Annotated in this window: 15 protein-coding genes; 11 read left to right on the top strand and 4 right to left on the bottom strand. The window is 71.3% G+C overall.

Going from position 1 to position 17,738, the window contains the following annotated elements; genetic code table 11:
* Positions 1-72 precede the first annotated feature (72 nt).
* From KME79_RS19175 to KME79_RS19155, 5 genes are read left to right on the top strand one after another with little or no spacing between them, the layout of a single operon-like run.
* Positions 73-1,701 carry an ABC transporter substrate-binding protein gene (locus KME79_RS19175; protein ID WP_219545601.1) on the top strand — a complete coding sequence of 543 codons (1,629 nt, stop codon included), beginning with the start codon at positions 73-75 and terminating at the stop codon, positions 1,699-1,701.
* On the top strand, positions 1,698-2,639 hold the full coding sequence (locus KME79_RS19170; protein WP_308248976.1) for an ABC transporter permease: 942 nt from the start codon (positions 1,698-1,700) through the stop codon (positions 2,637-2,639). Before KME79_RS19175 ends, KME79_RS19170 begins: the two co-directional genes overlap by 4 nt.
* Positions 2,632-4,512 carry a dipeptide/oligopeptide/nickel ABC transporter permease/ATP-binding protein gene (locus KME79_RS19165; protein ID WP_308248975.1) on the top strand — a complete coding sequence of 627 codons (1,881 nt, stop codon included), beginning with the start codon at positions 2,632-2,634 and terminating at the stop codon, positions 4,510-4,512. The genes KME79_RS19170 and KME79_RS19165 overlap by 8 nt, the downstream gene beginning before the upstream one ends.
* Positions 4,502-5,479: an ABC transporter ATP-binding protein gene (locus KME79_RS19160; protein ID WP_219545600.1), complete on the top strand. Its 978-nt coding sequence runs from the start codon at positions 4,502-4,504 to the stop codon at positions 5,477-5,479. The genes KME79_RS19165 and KME79_RS19160 overlap by 11 nt, the downstream gene beginning before the upstream one ends.
* A 9-nt stretch (positions 5,480-5,488) precedes the next feature.
* The gene (locus KME79_RS19155; protein WP_219545599.1) at positions 5,489-6,712 is read left to right on the top strand and encodes an acyl-CoA dehydrogenase family protein; all 1,224 of its coding nucleotides are present in this window, start codon (positions 5,489-5,491) and stop codon (positions 6,710-6,712) included.
* A 204-nt stretch (positions 6,713-6,916) separates the two neighbouring features.
* On the opposite strand, the gene KME79_RS19150 is transcribed toward KME79_RS19155, so the two are convergent.
* A complete protein-coding gene (locus KME79_RS19150; protein ID WP_219545598.1) occupies positions 6,917-8,563 on the bottom strand; it encodes a hypothetical protein in 1,647 nt (548 codons plus the stop codon).
* Between the two features lie 135 nt (positions 8,564-8,698).
* Here KME79_RS19150 and KME79_RS19145 point away from each other — a divergent pair, with 135 nt between their 5' ends.
* The 6 genes from KME79_RS19145 (at position 8,699) to KME79_RS19120 (ending at position 15,330) form a co-directional block, all read left to right on the top strand.
* Positions 8,699-9,685: a hypothetical protein gene (locus KME79_RS19145; RefSeq protein WP_219545597.1), complete on the top strand. Its 987-nt coding sequence runs from the start codon at positions 8,699-8,701 to the stop codon at positions 9,683-9,685.
* A 32-nt stretch (positions 9,686-9,717) separates the two neighbouring features.
* The gene (locus tag KME79_RS19140; RefSeq protein ID WP_219545596.1) at positions 9,718-10,245 is read left to right on the top strand and encodes a hypothetical protein; all 528 of its coding nucleotides are present in this window, start codon (positions 9,718-9,720) and stop codon (positions 10,243-10,245) included.
* Positions 10,246-10,254: 9 nt separating this feature from the next.
* On the top strand, positions 10,255-11,418 hold the full coding sequence (locus tag KME79_RS19135) for a macrolide family glycosyltransferase (protein WP_246640088.1): 1,164 nt from the start codon (positions 10,255-10,257) through the stop codon (positions 11,416-11,418).
* A gap of 98 nt (positions 11,419-11,516) precedes the next feature.
* Positions 11,517-14,024, top strand: coding sequence for a glycoside hydrolase family 9 protein (locus KME79_RS19130; protein ID WP_219545595.1), 2,508 nt, complete (start codon positions 11,517-11,519; stop codon positions 14,022-14,024).
* 71 nt (positions 14,025-14,095) lie between these two features.
* Positions 14,096-14,707 (top strand): DUF998 domain-containing protein, encoded by a 612-nt coding sequence (locus tag KME79_RS19125; protein ID WP_219545594.1) that lies wholly within the window; start codon positions 14,096-14,098, stop codon positions 14,705-14,707.
* Positions 14,704-15,330, top strand: a complete 627-nt coding sequence (locus tag KME79_RS19120; RefSeq protein WP_219545593.1) for a TetR/AcrR family transcriptional regulator — start codon at positions 14,704-14,706, stop codon at positions 15,328-15,330. Before KME79_RS19125 ends, KME79_RS19120 begins: the two co-directional genes overlap by 4 nt.
* Here KME79_RS19120 and KME79_RS19115 read toward each other — a convergent pair.
* From KME79_RS19115 to KME79_RS19105, 3 genes are all read right to left on the bottom strand, one after another.
* Positions 15,327-15,932 (bottom strand): hypothetical protein, encoded by a 606-nt coding sequence (locus KME79_RS19115; protein ID WP_219545592.1) that lies wholly within the window; start codon positions 15,930-15,932, stop codon positions 15,327-15,329. The genes KME79_RS19120 and KME79_RS19115 overlap by 4 nt on opposite strands.
* Complete coding sequence (locus KME79_RS19110; RefSeq protein ID WP_148034040.1) at positions 15,929-16,678, bottom strand: MerR family transcriptional regulator; 750 nt, start codon at positions 16,676-16,678, stop codon at positions 15,929-15,931. Before KME79_RS19110 ends, KME79_RS19115 begins: the two co-directional genes overlap by 4 nt.
* 66 nt (positions 16,679-16,744) lie before the next feature.
* Positions 16,745-17,677 carry a hypothetical protein gene (locus KME79_RS19105; protein WP_219545591.1) on the bottom strand — a complete coding sequence of 311 codons (933 nt, stop codon included), beginning with the start codon at positions 17,675-17,677 and terminating at the stop codon, positions 16,745-16,747.
* Between the last annotated feature and the right edge of the window lie 61 nt (positions 17,678-17,738).

The following is a 17,738-nucleotide window of genomic DNA, read 5'->3' as shown; positions in this document are numbered from 1 at the left end:
CGCTTGTGCGAAGTTTCACCGATAGTACTATCGGTGAAATTGCTCTCGGGGGATGACCGGGAGGAGGCGTGGATGAAACGCTGGACCAGGCCGTTGGCCCTCGTGCTGGCGGCTGTGACCTTGGTGGCGTGCAGCGGGCAGCGGCCCGGCGCGGCGCCGGCGGGCGAGTCGCCGTCGGACTCGTCGGGGCCGAAGGCGGGCGGCAAGCTCGTGTACGCGCTGAGCGCCGACGCCAACGGGCTCAACCCGGTGACCGACCAGTTCGCGGCGCAGAGCTACAGCATGGTCACCACGATCATCGAACCGCTGGTGAGCATGGACGCCGAAGGCGCCTGGAAGCCGTACCTGGCGGAGTCGCTCACCCCCAACGACACGTACGACGAATGGGCGATCAAGATCAGGGACGGCATCTCCTTCCATGACGGCATCTCGCTGACCGGCGACATCGTCAAGGCCAACCTGGAGGCGCAGAAGGCGTCCCCGCTCAACACGGCCGTCTTCCAGCCGCTCGACTCCATCGAGCTGACCGACCCGATGACGGTCACGGTCAAGCTCAAGCAGCCCTGGGTGGCCTTCCCCTACTACCTGGCCGCGCAGGTCGGCATGATCGTGCCGCCCGCGTCGCTGGCCGACCCCCAGGCCGCCAGCCTCAAGCCGGTCGGCACCGGGCCGTTCGTGTTCAAGGAGTACGTGCCGGACAGCCGGATGGTCGTCACCAAGAACCCCCGCTACTGGCGCAGCGGTCTCCCGTACCTGGACGAGATCGAGTTCCGCATCCTGCCCGACAGCCAGACCCGCGCCCAGACGCTGGAGGCCGGCGGCGTCGACGCCATGGGCACCACCCGCGACGAGGACATCGTCAAGTACGGCGAGCAGAAGGACGCCTACGCGGTGTACCGGACGCAGGGCATGCCGGCGCCCGAGTACACGTTCATGCTCAACACCGCCGTCCCGCCGCTCGACGACGTCAGGGTGCGCCGGGCTCTCGCGCACGCGACCGACCGCGACGCCGTCGTCTCGACCCTGCGCGGCGGGCTGACGGAACCGGCCGACGGTCCCTGGACCAAGGACTCCAAGTGGTACTCCGACCAGGGCGCCTACCCCGCCTTCGACCTGGCCAAGGCCACCGCCCTGGTGAAGGAGGTGGAGGCGGAGAAGGGCCCGGTCGAGTTCGAGGTGATCTCCACGCCCGACCCCAACACCATGCAGGGCGTCGAACTGGTCCAGGACATGTGGCGCAAGGCCGGCATCGACGTGACGATCAAGCAGGCCGACCAGCCGGACCTGATCAACCGCGCCGTCATCGGCAACTACCACGCCACCGTGTGGACCGCGTTCTCCTCCTCCGACCCCGACGGCGAGTACATCTGGCTGCACCAGGCCTACGCGCAGCCCGTCGGCAAGGTCTCGCTCAACTTCACCCGGCTCAAGGACGAGCAGCTCAGCAAGGCGCTCGACATCGGCCGGGTCTCCCCTGACGAGGCCGCCCGCAAGCAGGCGTACGCCACGGTCCAGGAGCGGCTGCGCGAGCAGGTGCCGTACGTCTTCCTCGACCACCTCACCACGGGGGCGATCATCGCGAAGACCAAGGTCCGCGGCATCGACGAGCAGATGCTGCCCGACGGGGAGAAGCGCCTCCCGCTGACCGGCGCGCCGATCCCCTACCACCCGTTCTCCGGGGTCTGGATCAGCACACAGTGATCCTCGTCGTCCACCGGCTCGTCCGGCTCGTGGTGGTGCTGCTCGTGGTGACGTTCCTGTCCTACGGGCTGCTCAACCTCCTGCCGGGCGACCCCGTCACGCAGATCCTCGGCATCTCGGCCACCGAGGAGGCCCGCGCGCAGCTCCGCGCGGACATGGGGCTCGACCAGCCGCTGATGGTCCGCTACGCCGACTGGCTGAGCGGCCTGCTCTCCGGCGACTGGGGCACCTCCTACATCTCCCGGGTGCCGGTCGCCGACGAGCTGGCCGAGCGGCTGCCGGTCACGCTGGAGCTGCTCGTCGCCGCGCAGCTCGTGGCGCTCGGCCTGGCGATCCCGGTGGGCGTGGCCGCGGCCCGCCGGGCCGGGGGCGCGCTCGACCAGGCGCTCACCGCGATGAGCTTCGCGCTGCTGTCCACGCCGGTGTTCGTGCTCGGCGTGCTGCTCATCCTGATCTTCGCGGTGACCTGGCAGGTCGTGCCCGCCACCGGGTGGACGCCCATCTCGGTGGACCTGGGCTGGAACCTGACCTCGGTGCTGCTGCCCGCGATCACGCTCGGCTGCGGGCAGCTCGCCGTCTACGCGCGGCTGCTGCGCGCCGACCTGATCGCGACCCTGCAGGAGGACTACATCACCCTCGCCAGGGCCCGCGGCCTGTCGCCGCGCCGCATCCTGTGGCGGCACGCGCTGCGGCCCTCGGCGATCTCGCTGATCACCGCCGTGGGGCTCAACCTCGGCGCGCTCATCGGCGGCACGGTGATCATCGAGACGCTCTTCGGGCTGCCCGGCATCGGGCGGCTCATCGTCGACTCCATCTTCTCCCGCGACTATCTGACCGTGCAGGGAGGCGTCGTGCTGATCTCGGTCGGTTACGTGCTGGTCAACTTCCTGGTGGACGTCGTGTACGCGGCCGTCGACCCGAGGATCCGTCGTGCGTAGGCGCTTCGGAGCCGGATTCTGGATCGCGACCGCGTGGATCTCGCTGGTCGTGGCCGCGGCCGCGCTGGCCGACCTGCTGCCCATCCCGGGCTACGACGAGACGCTGGTCGGCCCGCCCCGGTCCGGCCCGAGCGCGGAGCACCCCTTCGGCACCGACGGCCTCGGCCGCGACGTGTTCAGCCGCGTCGTGCACGGCGCCCGCGTCTCACTCGGCGTCGGCATCGGCGCGGTGGTGCTCGGCCTGGGGCTCGGCGCCCCGCTCGGCGTCCTGGCCGGATACCGCAAGGGCTTCGCCGACGCGGTGATCATGGCGGTCAACGACATCGCGCTGGCCTTCCCCTCGCTGGTGTTCGCGCTGGCCGTGGTGGCCTTCGCCGGGGCCAGCCTGCGCAACGTGCTCATCGTGCTCGGCGTGCTGGGCATCCCCGCCTGGGTCCGGCTGATCCGGGGCGCCACGCTGTCGTTCGCCGAGCGGGAGTTCGTGCTCGCCGCCCGCGTCCTCGGCGTACGGGACCGCCGCATCCTGTGGCGCGACATCATGCCGAACGTCGCGGTGCCGGCCGCCTCCTACGCCTTCATCGGCATGGCCGTGGTCATCGTGGCCGAAGGCAGCCTGGCCTTCCTCGGGCTTTCGGTGCAGGCTCCCACCCCGACCTGGGGCGGGCTCATCAACGAGGGCCGCACGCTGATGGAGACCGCCCCGCACGTGGTGCTGGCGCCCTCGATCGTCATGTTCCTGACCGTGCTGTCGTTCAACCTGGTCGGCGACCGGCTGCGGGCGCTGACCGACGTGCGGCAGAGCGGGCTGGAGCCCGCCCGGCAGTCCGCGCCGCTGCCCGCGGGCCCCGGGGCGGAGCCCGTCACCGGCGCCCTGCTGCAGGTCGACGACCTGCGCACGCACATCCACACGCCGCGCGGCACGGTCAAGGCCGTCGACGGGGTGTCCTTCACGCTGGAGCGCGGCAGGACCCTCGCCATCGTGGGCGAGTCGGGTTCCGGCAAGTCGATGCTGATCCGTACCATCCTCGGCCTGCTGCCCGCCGCCGACGTGTCCAGGGGCGGGCACGTCCGCCTGGAGGGCGACGACCTGACGAGGTTCACGCCCGAGGAGATGCGCCAGGTGCTCGGCCGCCGGCTCGGCACCGTCTTCCAGGACCCGATGACCGCGCTCAACCCGGTCCGCACCATCGGCACCCAGGTGACCGAGCCGCTCCGGGTGCACCTGGGCATGAGCCGCAAGCGGGCCCGCGAGGAGGCGGCGCGGCTGCTCGCCTCCGTCGGCATCCCCGACCCGGCCCGCACGCTGGGCCGCTACCCGCACCAGCTCTCCGGCGGGATGCGCCAGCGGGTCACCATCGCCATGGCGCTGTCCTGCGGCCCCGACGTGCTCTTCGCCGACGAGCCGACGACCGCGCTCGACGTCACCATCCAGGACCAGGTGCTGCGCCTCATCCACCGGCTGCGGGAGGAGCGCGACATGGCCGTGGTGCTGGTCAGCCACGACCTGTCGGTGGTGCGGCAGTGGGCCGACGAGGTGATCGTCATGTACGCGGGCAAGGTCGTCGAGCACGGCCCCGCCGAGCAGGTCTTCGCCCGGCCCCGGATGCCGTACACCGAGGCGCTGCTGCAGGCGGCGCCTCGGCTCACCGACCCGTCGCACCACCGGCTGCGGGTCATCCCCGGCCGCCCGCCCGACCTGGCCGACGTCCCGCCGGGCTGCCCGTTCCGGCCGCGCTGCGCGTACGCCCAGGACCGGTGCGGCGCGGAGGCCCCGCCGCTGACCGGCGACCACGACCATCTCTACGCCTGCTGGCACCCGACCGGATCCGCGGTCGCCGGCGCGCCGGAAGGAGCCGAGAGCCATGGCCGGTAGCGGGACGGCGCACCTGCGCCCGCGTGACGAAGTGCTGCTCCAGGTCGAGAATCTGTACGTGGAGTTCCCCGCCGGGCGCGGCCGCACGGTCAGGGCGGTCTCCGGCGTGAGCTTCGACCTGGCCAAGGGCGAGACGCTGGGCATCGTCGGCGAGTCCGGCTGCGGCAAGTCGAGCACCGCGCGGGCGCTCATCCAGCTCCCGCGCCCGCGGGCCGGCTCGGTGCGGCTGGACGGGCTCGACCTGACCTCGCTGCGCGGCGAGGCGCTGCGCCGGGTCAGGCGGCGGCTGCAGATGATCTTCCAGGACCCGATCTCGTCGCTGAACCCGCGCCGCCGCGTCCGCGAGATCGTCGAGGAGGGGCCGAAGGTGTGGGGGCGCGGCGCCCTCGACGTCGACGAGGTCCTGGAGGCCGTCGGCCTGGACCCGGCGACGGCGGCGGTGCGGCGGCCGCACGAGTTCTCCGGCGGGCAGTGCCAGCGCGTCTCGATCGCGCGGGCGCTGGTGCTGGAGCCGGAGGTGGTGATCTGCGACGAGCCGGTGTCGGCGCTCGACGTGTCGGTGCAGGCGCAGATCCTCGCCCTGCTGGAGGACCTGAAGGAGCGCTACCGGCTGACGCTGGTGTTCATCGCGCACGACCTGGCCGTGGTGAAGAACGTCAGCGACCGGATCCTGGTGATGTATCTCGGCAAGACGTGCGAGCTCGCGCCCAGCGAGGACCTCATCGCCCGGCCCGCCCATCCGTATACCAAGGCCCTGCTCGCCGCCATCCCCGGTAGCGGGCTCGACCTGCCGCCGGCGGACCGGCTCATCAGCGGCGAGCCGCCGTCGCCGGTCGACCCGCCGTCCGGCTGCCGCTTCCGTACCCGCTGCCCGCGCGCCGCCGAGAGGTGCGCGCGCGAGGAGCCCGAGATCCGCCCGGTGAACGGCGGCGACCACTACGTCGCCTGCCATTTCCCCGACCTCTAGGAGAATGCCATGGCCATCGATTTCACCCTCGCCCCGGAGCACGAGGAGATCCGCAAGCGGGTACGCGCCTTCATCCAGGAGGTCGTGATCCCCGCGAGCGACGAGCTGAGCGAGCGCGACCGGGACGCCTACCTGCGCGGCATCTTCGCGCTGCGCGAGAAGGCCAAGGCGGAGGGCCTGTGGCTGCCGCACATGCCGAAGGAGTGGGGCGGCATGGGGCTGGGCCACGTCGAGCTGGCCATGGTGCAGTCGGAGGCGGCCAAGACCCGGCTCGGCCCGTGGGTGCTCAACTGCCAGGCCCCCGACGAGGGCAACATGCACACGCTGCTGCACTGGGCGGACGACTCGCAGAAGGAGAAGTATCTCCGGCCGCTCCTCGAAGGCCAGCAGATGTCCTGCTTCGCCATGACCGAGCCCGAAGTGGCCGGCTCCGACCCCACCCTGATCCAGACCCGCGCCGTCAAGGACGGCGACGAATGGGTGATCAACGGGCACAAGTGGTTCATCTCCAACGCCCGCCGGGCGAGCTTCGCCATCCTCATCGCCAGGACCGAGGACGACGTCCCCGAAGGCCACCGCGGCGCCAACACCGCCTTCCTCATCGACCTCCCGCAGGAAGGCTGGAACGACGTCCGCGAGGTCGAGACCATGCACGGCTCGACCGGCCACAGCGAGATCGTCATCGAGGACCTGCGGGTGGCCGACAGCCAGATACTCGGCGGACGCGGCAACGGCCACCGCCTCGGCCAGTATCGCCTCGGCCCGGCCCGGCTCGCCCACTGCATGCGCTGGATCTCCCAGGCGGAGACGGCCCTGGACATGATGGTCGACCGGGCGCTCAACCGGCACAGCCACGGCTCCCTGCTGGCCGAGAAGCAGGGCGTCCAGTGGCTCATCGCCGACTCCGCGATGGAGCTCTACCAGTGCAAGCTCATGGTGCTGCACGCCGCCTACAAGATCGACCGCGGTGAGGACTTCCGCACCGAGGTGTCCATGGCCAAGCATTTCGTGGCCAACAGCCTCAACCGCATCATCGACCGGGCGATCCAGGTCCACGGCGCGCTCGGCTACTCCACCGACACGCCGCTGGCCCACATGTTCCAGCACGCCCGCTGGGCCCGCTTCGCCGACGGCGCCGACGAGATCCACCAGATGCGCATCGCCGAACGCACCATCGCCGCCTACCAGGCCACCGGCTCCACCACCTCGGCCACGGGTGATCTGCCCCTCTGAACCGACGGCCGCCGCCCCACCTGCCACCGGGCGGCGGCCGTCACCCGGATTGTCATGGGAACCTGCTGAGGCCATGGACCGGGAACGGGGTTGTCCGGTCACTCTCGGTAAGGCATACTGGAAAACGCCGCACCCCCGGTGGGTGACGGAAGTGAGGCCGGGCCTCCCGATGGAATCGGGCGTCCGGCCTTTGCGCTTTCATGCTCAATCAACGCACACGACTCTGACACGCTCTTCCAGGCTCGCATGGACGCGGATCCGGTAGTGGCCCTTGCCGTGGGCGGCGAGGTCGGGGAGCAAGGCGCCGGCCAGCCCGTCGTGCAGGACGATGCTGCCTTCCGGGCTGTGGTAGCCGACCTCGACGACGTGTGCCCAGCCCTTGGTCTCCATCGGCGGGCGGCGGGCGTACGTTTCGACGGTGACGCAGGAGCGGACTGAGGTGCCGGCGAAGACGATGAGGTGGCCGGGGGCCGAGGCGACCAGGTCGTTCTCCTGCGCGCGGTCCATCAGGTCGTCCTCGAAGGGGTCGGTCCCGGCTCCCTCCTCGTACGCCTGGAGGGGCAGTTCCGGCCAGATGGGACTCTTCACCACCGTCGCCTTCACGGGCTTGATCAAAGGGCGGTGGCGGGGCACCTTGGCGCATTCGCGCTGCTCCGCCGCCTCCCAAGCCAGCAGTTCCCGCTGCTCGGCCTCGGCCGCCGCTTTCAGCGTGGCGGCGGCGCGAGGACAGATGCCCGCCAGGAGGGTCGCCAGGTCCACCGGGTCGAGACCGTCGCTCTCGCGCAGCCCTGCCAGCCCGCGCGGGTCGGCGCGGGTGTAGGCGCCGCACAGACGGTGCCCGTAGACGATCAGCCTGCCGTCCGGCATGTCCTGCGCGAACGACGGCTTGCCTGATGTGCGTACCTCGCACACGAACGCCCGCTCACCGGTGATCGGCGGAGCCGAGGCGTCCCACCGCCGGTCCTCTTCCGCCCGCTCGCAGGCTCTTGCCGTGGTGACAGGTCCGGGCACGTGGTCTGACACCGGGACGAGGACGAGCACGGCGATCGCGACGGTACCGGCGAGCGCTGTCCTCCACGGTCCGCGAGGATCGTGCCCGCGTCCTGGCTCCTCCGGCCGGCTCCCGAGCTCGTGCGCGGTACGGGCCAGCCACACCAACCCGAACACCTCGAACGCCCGGCTACCGATCGAGCCCCAGTAGAAGGTGGCAGGGTCGTCCGGGACGAGGGTGGAAACAGCCACCGGCCAGAAGAAGTCCGCTGCCGGCACCGCTCCGGACCACACCGTGGCCCGGCTCCACCGGCCGTCCCTCCCCTGGGCGACCAGCGTCAGCACGATCCAGACGAGCGACGGCAACCCGAACAGCCGGAGTAGGCCGACGTCGAGCGCCATGTGCGCCAGCCCGGCCACCGGACCGTACACCCCCGCCACCAGCGCGACCGTTCGCACCACTGTGGAGGCGCGGTTGAGCACCCGGTAGAGCAGCACCACCAGAGCCACCCGCAGGGCGTCCTCCAGGATGCCGACCCACCACGGCGAGGGGACGAACGCGAAGAGCAGCGACGCGTACAGGACGGCCCGCAGGAGACGAGCGTCCCCGGCCGGCTCGGCCTTCCCCGTCATGGACCGCCCGCGCAGGATCTGCCACAACCCCCAGCCCTGCAACACCCCCAGTGCCACCATCGGCAGCACCGTCGCCCACCCGCCAGGACCCTGGCCTAGGACGCCGGTGAGGAGCCAGAGATGGCCGCCGTCATCGGTCACCGCGGCGACGGCCCCCGACACGACGACCGCGACGACGAATCCCCCGGCTACCACGGCGGCGACCCAGCCGAACCTGTAGCGGCGCATCGGTCACTTCCTCGCATCTCCCGACAGGAGCGCCCAACCCTAGCGGTGATTCGATCATGTTCCCGACGGATCGGGCACCCCCCGAACCACCCCTCTTGATCACGGGTCTAAGCAGGTGATCGAAGAGGGGGCGACATGCTGAAGAGATCCGTGGCCGCCGTGCTCATGGCGCTGGTGGTCGGGGTGGCGGGGGCGCCGTCGGCCGCCGCCGGGGAGAAGCCGTGGGTGAGGCTCGCTGGGACGGTCGGCACGGTCAACGACGGGCTACCGGTGCGGCTGGCCTCGTACTCGCTGATCTGGGACGCCGGCCAGGCCTTCCACGGCTACCTGCGCGAGGGGAGGACGTTCGTCAAGACCCGGTACCGGGAGGCGCTGGTCGCGCCCGGTGGCCGGTGGGTGGCGGGCGTACCCGACCGACGGCTGTGGCGGGCCACCGGGAAGATCGACCTGATCGACCGCGGTACCGGCCGCACGCACGCCGTCAGGATGCCCGCTCCGGTGACCTCGCCCGAGTGGTCGGCGGACGGCGGCACCCTGCTGCTCACCGCGTACCGGAAGCACCGCGACGGCGCTCTCACCGTCATCGGCTTCGTCACGCTGGACGCGCGCGACCGCGTCCCCCGCCTCGTCAGGACCGGCCCTCAGCGTCGGGTGGCGGACTGGGACATCGGCCGCGGCTTCCGCTTCTTCTTCGCCGGCCCCGGACGGGTGATGGCCCGGCACGACCACAAGGGCGGGGTCGCCGTCTACGACATGGACGGCCGGCGGCAACGCTTCTACAAGGGCGTGGGCGCGTTCGACGAATGGGCGGCGGTGACGGTCGCCTCTCCCTCGGGCCGCCTGTTCGCCACCGTCCTCGGCGAGAACGACAAGGGCCGCCGGATCGGCGTCGTCGACGCCGCGACGGGGAGGGTCGTGCACCGCGTCGGCGGACACGCCGAGTCCTTCGCCGGCTGGTACGACGAGAAGCATGTCATCGTGATGCGGGTGCGCGGCAGGACGCAGATCTTCCAGCGCGTCTCCCTGTCCAGCGGAGCCACCCTGGACCTCATCAGGGAGAAGCTCGTCGCCGGGCCCGCCGAGTACGAACCCCACCTGGAGCGGGTCAACTTCGTCCGCTGAACCGATCCCGCCCGCGGCACGTTCCGGTAGGCATGATGATCCGATTTCTGGCCGTGCTGACGCTGGTGGCGGGGTTCCTCGTGGCGGGCGGGGGCACGGCGCACGCCTGCTCGTGCGCGTCGCGCGAGCCGGCCGAGCGGATGCGTGACGCCGACGTCGTCCTCACCGCGACGGCCACGGCCGTACGGGTGGACGAGCCGATGCTGAACGGCGGGCGGGTGACGGCGACGCTGCGGGCCGACCGCGTGTACAAGGGCCAGGAGCGGGACGAGTTCGAGGTGGTGACCAGGGCGCAGGGGCCCGCCTGCGGCTACGCGTTCACCGAGGGGACCCGTTATCTGGTGTTCGCCCGCGAGGGGGACGAAGGGCTGACCACGTCGCTCTGCTCGGGCAACGAGGTGCTGGCGCCGGGTGAGGGGCCGACGGCCATGGCGGCGGGCGCCGCTCCGCGGGCGACGCAGCCCTCGGAGCCCGTGTTCCCCGTCGCGCTCGCCGTCCTGACGGCGGCCGCGACGGTGGCCGTGCTGACGTGGACGTTGACCCGGAAGCACGCTCAATAGGATCACCGTATGAGCAGCGCCCACATCGCGATGGTCGGCATCCCCGCCATCAGTCACGTCCTGCCGAGCATCGAGGTGATCGGGGAGCTGGTGGCCCGTGGGCACCGCGTCACCTACGCCAACGACCCGGTCGTGGCCGAAATGGTCACCGGCGCGGGCGCCGAGCTGGTGCCCTGCACCTCCACGCTGCCCGTCGCCGACCACGACTGGCCGGACGACCCGATCGCGGCCATGCGGATCTTCCTGGAGGACAACATCCAGTTGCTGCCGCAGCTGGAGGCCGCGTACGACAAAGACCCTGCGGACCTCTACCTGTACGACATCGGCGGGTACGCGGCGCGGGCGCTGGCCGAACGGCAGGGACGGCCGCTCGTGCAGCTCTCCCCCTCCATGGTCGGCTGGGACGGCTACGACGAGGAGGTAGCGGCGCACCTGTGGCAGTTGCCCGGCGCGGACGCCTACCGGGCGCGGTTCGCCGAGTGGCTGGCGGGCAACGGCGCGACCACGACCGACGCCGACGCCTTCTCCGGCCGCCCGGCCCGCTGCCTGGCGCTGATCCCCCGGGCGATGCAGCCGCACGCCGACCGGGTGCACGCCGGGGTGACGTTCGTCGGCCCGTGCAAGAAGCCCACCGGCGCCTGGGAGCGCCCGGCGGGGGCGGCGAACGTGCTGCTGATCTCGCTGGGCACGGCCTACACCCGGCAGCCGGAGTTCTACCGGCAGTGCCTGGCCGCGTTCGGCGACCTGCCCGGCTGGCACGTCGTGCTGCAGATCGGCAAGCACACCGACCCGGCCGAGCTGGGTCCGATCCCGGGCAACGTGGAGGTCCACTCCTGGGTGCCGCAGCAGGCGATCCTGGAGCGGGCGGACGCGTTCGTCACGCACGCGGGCATGGGCGGGTGCGGCGAGGGCCTGCTGGCCGGGGTGCCGATGATCGCGGTGCCGCAGGCGGTCGACCAGTTCATGAACGCCGACCGGCTGGTGGAGCTGGGCGTGGCCCGCCGGATCGACACGGCCGACGCGACGGCCGGCGCGCTCAGGAGCGCCCTGGCCGAGCTGACCGCCGACCCGGAGGTGGCCGGGCGGCTCGATCGGCTGCGCGAGGAGTCCCGTGCCGAGGGCGGCACGATCCGGGCCGCCGACCTCATCGAGGCCGAACTAACCAGGGTGTGAAAGTTTCACCGCCGACCAGGGCGGATGTGACGGTCCGTTGACGGGGCGGCACTGACACCAGAAGATCCTGGGAGCGCTCCCAAAACCCGAGGATCCCCATGATTCGACGCCTGGCCGCCGCACTGGCCTTACTCACCGCGTTCGCCCTGGCCACTCCCGCGCACGCCGCCGACGAGGGCCCGGAACAGATCGTCAACGGCACCTTCGACGAAGGCACCGGCCCCTGGTGGGGCACCGGCAACCTCACGCTCGGCGTCGACGACGGCCGGATGTGCGTGGACGTCCCCGGCGGCACCGCCAACCCGTGGGACGTCATCATCGGCCAGGACAACCTGCCGCTGGTCGAGGGCGAGACGTACGCGTTCTCGTTCTACGCCTCGGCGACGCCGGCCAAGGTCGGCAGGGCGCTGGTGCAGCTCCCGGTCGACCCGTGGACGCAGTACCTGTCGGCCGCGCCGGAGATGAGCGTGTCGGGCAACGTCTACCGCTACACCTTCACCGCCCCCGTCTCGCTGCCGAACGCCCAGGTCGCCTTCCAGATGGGCGGCAGCGCCGAGCCCTGGAGGTTCTGCATGGACGACGTGTCGCTGCGGGGCGGCGCGGAGCCCGAGGAGTACGAGCCGGACACCGGCCCCCGCGTGCGCGTCAACATGGTCGGCTACCTGCCGTCCGGCCCCAAGAACGCGACCGTGGTCACCGAGGCGACCGAGCCGCTCAAGTGGGAGCTGAAGGACGCGTCGGGCCGTACCGTCGCACGCGGCAAGAGCGACCCGCGCGGCGTCGACGCGAGTTCGGGACAGAACGTGCAGAGCATCGACTTCAGCGGCCACCGCAAGCCGGGCGCCGGCTACACGCTCACCGCCGACGGCGAGACCAGCCGCCCGTTCGACATCGCCGAGAACCTGTACGACGAGATGCGGGTGGACGCGCTGAAGTTCTACTACACCCAGCGCAGCGGGATCGAGATCCGCGACGACCTGCGGCCCGGCTACGGCCGTCCGGCCGGCCACGTCGGCACGGCGCCCAACCGGGGCGACACCTCCGTCCCCTGCCAGCCGGGCGTCTGCGACTACTCGCTCGACGTCAGCGGCGGCTGGTACGACGCCGGAGACCACGGCAAGTACGTGGTCAACGGCGGCATCTCGGTCCACCAGCTCATGAGCCTGTACGAGCGCGACAAGGCCGCCTTCGCGGACCGTCAGCTGCGCATCCCGGAGAGCGGCAACGGCGTCCCCGACGTGCTGGACGAGGCCCGCTGGGAGCAGGAGTTCCTGCTGAGCATGCAGGTCCCGCAGGGCGAGCGGCTGGCCGGCATGGCGCACCACAAGATCCACGACGCGCAGTGGACCGGGCTGCCGCTGATGCCGCACCTGGACCCGCAGCCGCGTGAGCTGCACCCGCCGTCCACCGCCGCCACGCTCAACCTGGCCGCTACCGCCGCCCAGGCCGCCCGCGTGTTCGCCCCGTACGACGCCGCGTTCGCCGCGCGCAACCTGGCGGCGGCCCGCCGGGCGTGGGCCGCGGCCGTGGCGAACCCGGACCTGCTCGCCGACCCGAACGACGGCGTGGGCGGCGGCGCCTACTCCGACACCGACGTGAGCGACGAGTTCTACTGGGCGGCCGCCGAGCTGTTCATCACCACGGGCGAGAAGGAGTTCGCCCAGTTCGTGCTGGCCTCGCCGCACCACACCGGCGACATCTGGCGTGAGCGCGGCTTCGACTGGGGCAACACCGCCCAGCTCGGCCGCCTGGAGCTGGCGACGGTGCCGAACGCGATCCGGGACCGCGAGCGGGTGCGCCGCTCGGTGCTGGAGGGCGCGGAGAAGTATCTCGCCGTGCAGCGCGACCAGGCTTACGGGCAGCCGTACGGGCCGCCGGACTACGACTGGGGCTCCAACAACCTGGTGCTCAACAACATGGTGGTGATGGCCGTCGCCTACGACCTGACGGGCAAGGAGAAGTACCGCGCCGGTGTGCGCGAGGGCATGGACTACATCCTCGGCCGCAACGCGCTCAACCAGTCGTACGTGACCGGCTACGGCGAGGTGTCGTCCCAGAACCAGCACAGCCGCTGGTACGCCCGCCAGCTCGACGCGTCGCTGCCCAACCCGCCACGCGGCACGCTCTCCGGCGGGCCGAACTCGGCCATCCAGGACCCGGTCGCCCAGCGGCTGCTCCAGGGCTGTGAGCCGCAGTTCTGCTACGTCGACCACATCGAGTCGTGGGCCACGAACGAGCTGACCATCAACTGGAACGCCCCGCTGGCCTGGATCTCCGCGTTCCTGGCCGACCGGTCCGGTCACGCCGGCTGCGACGTCCGCTACACGGCGCAGGGCAGCCGGAACTTCGTCGCGCACGTCACCGTGCGCAACACCGGCGGCAAGTCGCTCGACGGCTGGAAGCTGCGCTGGTCGTTCCCCGGCGCCCAGCGCGTCCGGGGCTCCTGGGGCGCGGCCGTCTCCCAGGACGGGCCGGTCGTGACCGCGAAGGGCCGCGGCAAGCTGCGGCCCGGCGCCACGGCCGCCTTCGGCTTCGCCGGCACCGCCCCCGCCGGCCCGAACCCGTCACCCGAGGTGTTCCACGTGAACGGAGACCGCTGCCGCTAGAACGCGAGATCAGTCCGACTGGTCTAAAATCAGGCCATGCGACCTGAAATCAAGACGGACGGACTGGGCTCATGACCACGACGGTCCTGTGGCTGGGCACGCTGGGCTCGTGGCTGTTCGTCGTCACGTTCGTGCTGGACGGCTGGACCCGGCCGGGATACCGGCCGGTCCGGCACGCGGTGAGCGCGCTGGCCCTCGGGCCGCGCGGATGGGTGCAAGGGGCCAACTTCATCGTGTGCGGCGCGGCGATCACGGCGGGCGCGGTCGCCGTCGCGGGCGCGCTCGGCAGCGTGCCGCTCGCCGTCGTGATCGGGGTGTTCGGGCTCTCGCTCGTCGCCTCGGGCGTCTTCCCGATGGACCCCATGCGGGGCTACCCGCCGGGAACGTCCGAGGAGACGCCCACGGAGGTGTCGAAGGCGCACAAGCTGCACGACTACGCCGGGGCGCTGGTCTTCTTCGCGCTGCCCGCCGCCGCGCTGATCGCGGCGTTCGTCCTGCCCGAGACCGGGTGGAAGTGGTACTCGGCCCTCACGGCGGCGGCCGGGACCGCCGGCTTCCTGGCCTTCGGTCACGCGTGGGAGACCGACCACCCGAAGGCCGGGCTCGTGCAGCGCGCCACGATCGTCGTGGGCTGGGTCTGGCTCGGGCTGCTGTTCGCCCACGCGGCGGACGTGTCGGGATGAGCGGGCCGGAGGGCCACGAGCCGCCGGGACGGAAGCGGCCGTCCTTCATCGAGCAGGCCCGGCGGGCCCAGATCGTCGAGGCCGCCGCCGAAGTGGTGGCCGAGGTGGGCTACGCCCACACCTCGTTCGCGCGGATCGCCGAGAAGGCCGGCATCAGCAAGAGCGTGATCAGCTACCACTTCGGCAGCAAGGACGAGATCCTCCGCCTGGTGGTGACCCGGCTCTTCGACCGGGGCTGGCAGCACATGGAGCCCCGGATCGCGGCCGAGAAGACGGCCGCCGGGCGGGTGCGCGCGTGGATCGGGTCGCAGCTGGAGTTCTTCCAGGCCCATCGCGTCGAGTTCCTCGCGATGAGCGAGATCATGGCCAACCACCGCGGCGAGGACGGCTCGTACGCCTACTCGGACGAACTCGCCGAGGAGGTCGACGGGATCGCCGAGATCCTCGCCCAGGGCCAGCGCGACGGCGAGCTGCGGTCCTTCGACCCGCGCGGCGTCGCCAACATCATCGTGCGCTGCGTCGACGGCGTGCTGGAGTCATGGGCGATGGACCCCGGCGTCGACCTGGACCAGCAGACCGCCGTGCTCCTCGATTTCATCGACCACGCCATCGGCGCGGGCTAGACCGCCTTCTCCTGGGCCGGGCGCAGCGCCGCCACCAGCGTGGCCGGCTCGTCGGCGAAGAAGCGCACCGTGGTGACCTCCGCCTCGGCGCCCAGCGGGCGGACCGCGGTGACCGGCTCCGACAGCTCGACCACCACGTTCACCTGCGACGCCACCGCCACGGTCAGCCGCTCGTCCTCGACCCTGACCAGGCCGGCCTCGTTGTAGGAGCGCACCGTGCGCACCGAGGCGACGAGCTCGCGCGGGATGCGCAGGTCGAAGAAGGCGCCGTACCTGATCCGCAGCTCGCGGCCGGTGACGACGTGCGGCCGGGTGACGCAGGCGGCCACCACCGCGAACCCGACGAGCAGCCCGTACAGGTCGGCGACCAGGATCGGCACGCGGATCCAGGCCGGCACGTCGAAGGCGCGCAGCACCACCTCCACCACCACGACCTCGACGGCCATCATGACCAGGAGGAGGATCATCGTCGCGGACTGGGCCCTGGAGTAGGACACCGCCAGCGCGCCGGGCGGCACGCCGTCCCTGCGTCGGGCGACCCACAGCGCGAGGCTGGCCATGCCCTTGGCGTCGAACCCGGCGATCCTGCGCAGCACCCTCACGCCTGCTCCTTCAGCATGTCGACCATCAACCGGAACACCTCGCCCTGCGCGGGTGTCAGCTCTTCGAGCATGGCGTCGAGCCACGGCCCGCCCGCCGGCGGCAGGTGTTCGATCACCCCGCGCACCAGCTCGTCCGGCATGTGCGCGGCCAGGTCGGCGGCCAGCTCGCGGACGCGCGGATCGCCCGGCTCGGCGTCGGCCAGCCCGTCGAGGCGCCGGTAGAGCTCGTGCGCGCGCTCGCGCATGCCCGGCTCGGCGAGCGGCCGCATCAGCTCGACGATCTCGTCGCGCATCCCGGGGTCGGCGACGGTGTCCATGAGCGTGAGCATCTCGCGGTCCATCTCGGCGAACGTCGACCCCTCCGTGTCCAGGTCGCGCAGCACCGCCGCCATGTCCGGGGAGACCGCCGAGTCGGCCCGCAGCTCCCCCTCCTCCAGCAGAGCCGCCAGCCGGACCCGCCGCGCCGCGATGAGCTCCTGCTGCCTGGCCAGGTCGGAGTCCAGCTCCAGGAGCACCTCTCGCAGGTCCCTGCCCCGGTCGTCGGCGAGCACGTCGCGGATCTCGTCCAGCGACAGCCCCAGCTCCGCCAGCCGGCGGACGCGGGCGAGCAGCACGGCGTCGCGCAACCGGTAGTCCCGGTAGCCGCCGGCCGTCCGCGCCGGCTCGGGCAGCAACCCGAGTTGGTGGTAGTGCCGCACGGTCCGGGTGGACACCCCGACCAGCGCGGCGAGCTCGCCGATCCGCATGCCCTCATTAGAGACCTTGACGCTACGTCAAGGTCAAGCCGGGATGATCGGGGGGACTCGCTCAGCCTAGTGGACGCACCCCTGGACGAACGTGGGCGCGCAGTTGGTGGGGGTGTTGCCCCGCACGATCGACCGCGTCAGCGTCACGGCGCCGGGGGCGCCCTCGTTGTCGATGCCTCCCGGGGCGTTGTTCGCCGTGTTGCCGTTGACGATGCTGCGGATGATGGACGCGGTGCCGGGACCGATGTTCGCCACGCCCCCTCCGACGGTGCCGGCCGTATTGTCGTTGACGACGCTTCCGGTCACCACCAGGATTCCGTCGCTGGCTATTCCTCCGCCTTTCTCCCCGGCGCGGTTGTTGTTGACGACGGTGTCGATGAACGTCATTCTCCCGTCATTGGCCGCACCGCCGCCGTTCCTGGTCGCGGTGTTGTTCTGAATATTGCTGTTCGACACGTTGACGACGGCTCCGGCGACGCCGCCGAGACCACCGGAAAAGGTGGCGGTGTTGTTCCGGATGAACACTCTGTTGAGGTTCGTGGTCCCACTGTTGACGGCGACGGCTCCGCCGAATCCCCCTGGGGAGGTCCTCGCGTCACCGCCGAGGAGCTTGACCCGGTCGAGGTTGAAGTCGCTGTTGACGGTGAACAGGCGGAACGCATCGGCCGCCGGGTCCCGCTGGATCGTGCTGTTGCCCCCGCGGATGGTGAGGGGCGCGTCGATGGCCGGAAGCGGGCCGGTCAAGTCGTTCAGGACGTATCTGCAGCCGGGCGTCAGATAGAGCGTCGCGCCCGACGCGGCGTTGTCGATCGCCTTCACCAGTGCGCGCCCGGAGCACGGTACGCTCGCCCCCGCGCCGGCCGCCGGCGCTCCGACCGCGAGCGCGGCGGCCGAGAGAACGGCGCCTCCGACGATGGCGCGAATTCCGTTTATATACATCGAGCCGTTCCCCCGAATCGGACTGATGGTGAAATGAGTCGCATTGAGCGTGATGGTCATGCCCATGGCACAGAAGCCCTACACGTAAGACTTATCGGACATAGACATGAAAGCAGTTCAT

This window comes from Nonomuraea harbinensis (assembly GCF_019396385.1).
Taxonomy (GTDB): domain Bacteria; phylum Actinomycetota; class Actinomycetes; order Streptosporangiales; family Streptosporangiaceae; genus Nonomuraea; species Nonomuraea ferruginea.
This window is presented reverse-complemented; position numbering and strand designations above follow the sequence as displayed.

What these genes read in the sequence shown, in the direction of transcription:
- KME79_RS19175 (WP_219545601.1), top strand. Translation starts at nt 73, where the DNA reads ATGAAACGCTGGACCAGGCCGTTGGCCCTCGTGCTGGCGGCTGTGACC.
- KME79_RS19160 (WP_219545600.1), top strand. Translation starts at nt 4,502, where the DNA reads ATGGCCGGTAGCGGGACGGCGCACCTGCGCCCGCGTGACGAAGTGCTG.
- KME79_RS19155 (WP_219545599.1), top strand. Translation starts at nt 5,489, where the DNA reads ATGGCCATCGATTTCACCCTCGCCCCGGAGCACGAGGAGATCCGCAAG.
- KME79_RS19150 (WP_219545598.1), bottom strand. Translation starts at nt 8,563, where the DNA reads ATGCGCCGCTACAGGTTCGGCTGGGTCGCCGCCGTGGTAGCCGGGGGA.
- KME79_RS19145 (WP_219545597.1), top strand. Translation starts at nt 8,699, where the DNA reads ATGCTGAAGAGATCCGTGGCCGCCGTGCTCATGGCGCTGGTGGTCGGG.
- KME79_RS19140 (WP_219545596.1), top strand. Translation starts at nt 9,718, where the DNA reads ATGATGATCCGATTTCTGGCCGTGCTGACGCTGGTGGCGGGGTTCCTC.
- KME79_RS19135 (WP_246640088.1), top strand. Translation starts at nt 10,255, where the DNA reads ATGAGCAGCGCCCACATCGCGATGGTCGGCATCCCCGCCATCAGTCAC.
- KME79_RS19130 (WP_219545595.1), top strand. Translation starts at nt 11,517, where the DNA reads ATGATTCGACGCCTGGCCGCCGCACTGGCCTTACTCACCGCGTTCGCC.
- KME79_RS19125 (WP_219545594.1), top strand. Translation starts at nt 14,096, where the DNA reads ATGACCACGACGGTCCTGTGGCTGGGCACGCTGGGCTCGTGGCTGTTC.
- KME79_RS19120 (WP_219545593.1), top strand. Translation starts at nt 14,704, where the DNA reads ATGAGCGGGCCGGAGGGCCACGAGCCGCCGGGACGGAAGCGGCCGTCC.
- KME79_RS19110 (WP_148034040.1), bottom strand. Translation starts at nt 16,678, where the DNA reads ATGCGGATCGGCGAGCTCGCCGCGCTGGTCGGGGTGTCCACCCGGACC.
- KME79_RS19105 (WP_219545591.1), bottom strand. Translation starts at nt 17,677, where the DNA reads ATGACCATCACGCTCAATGCGACTCATTTCACCATCAGTCCGATTCGG.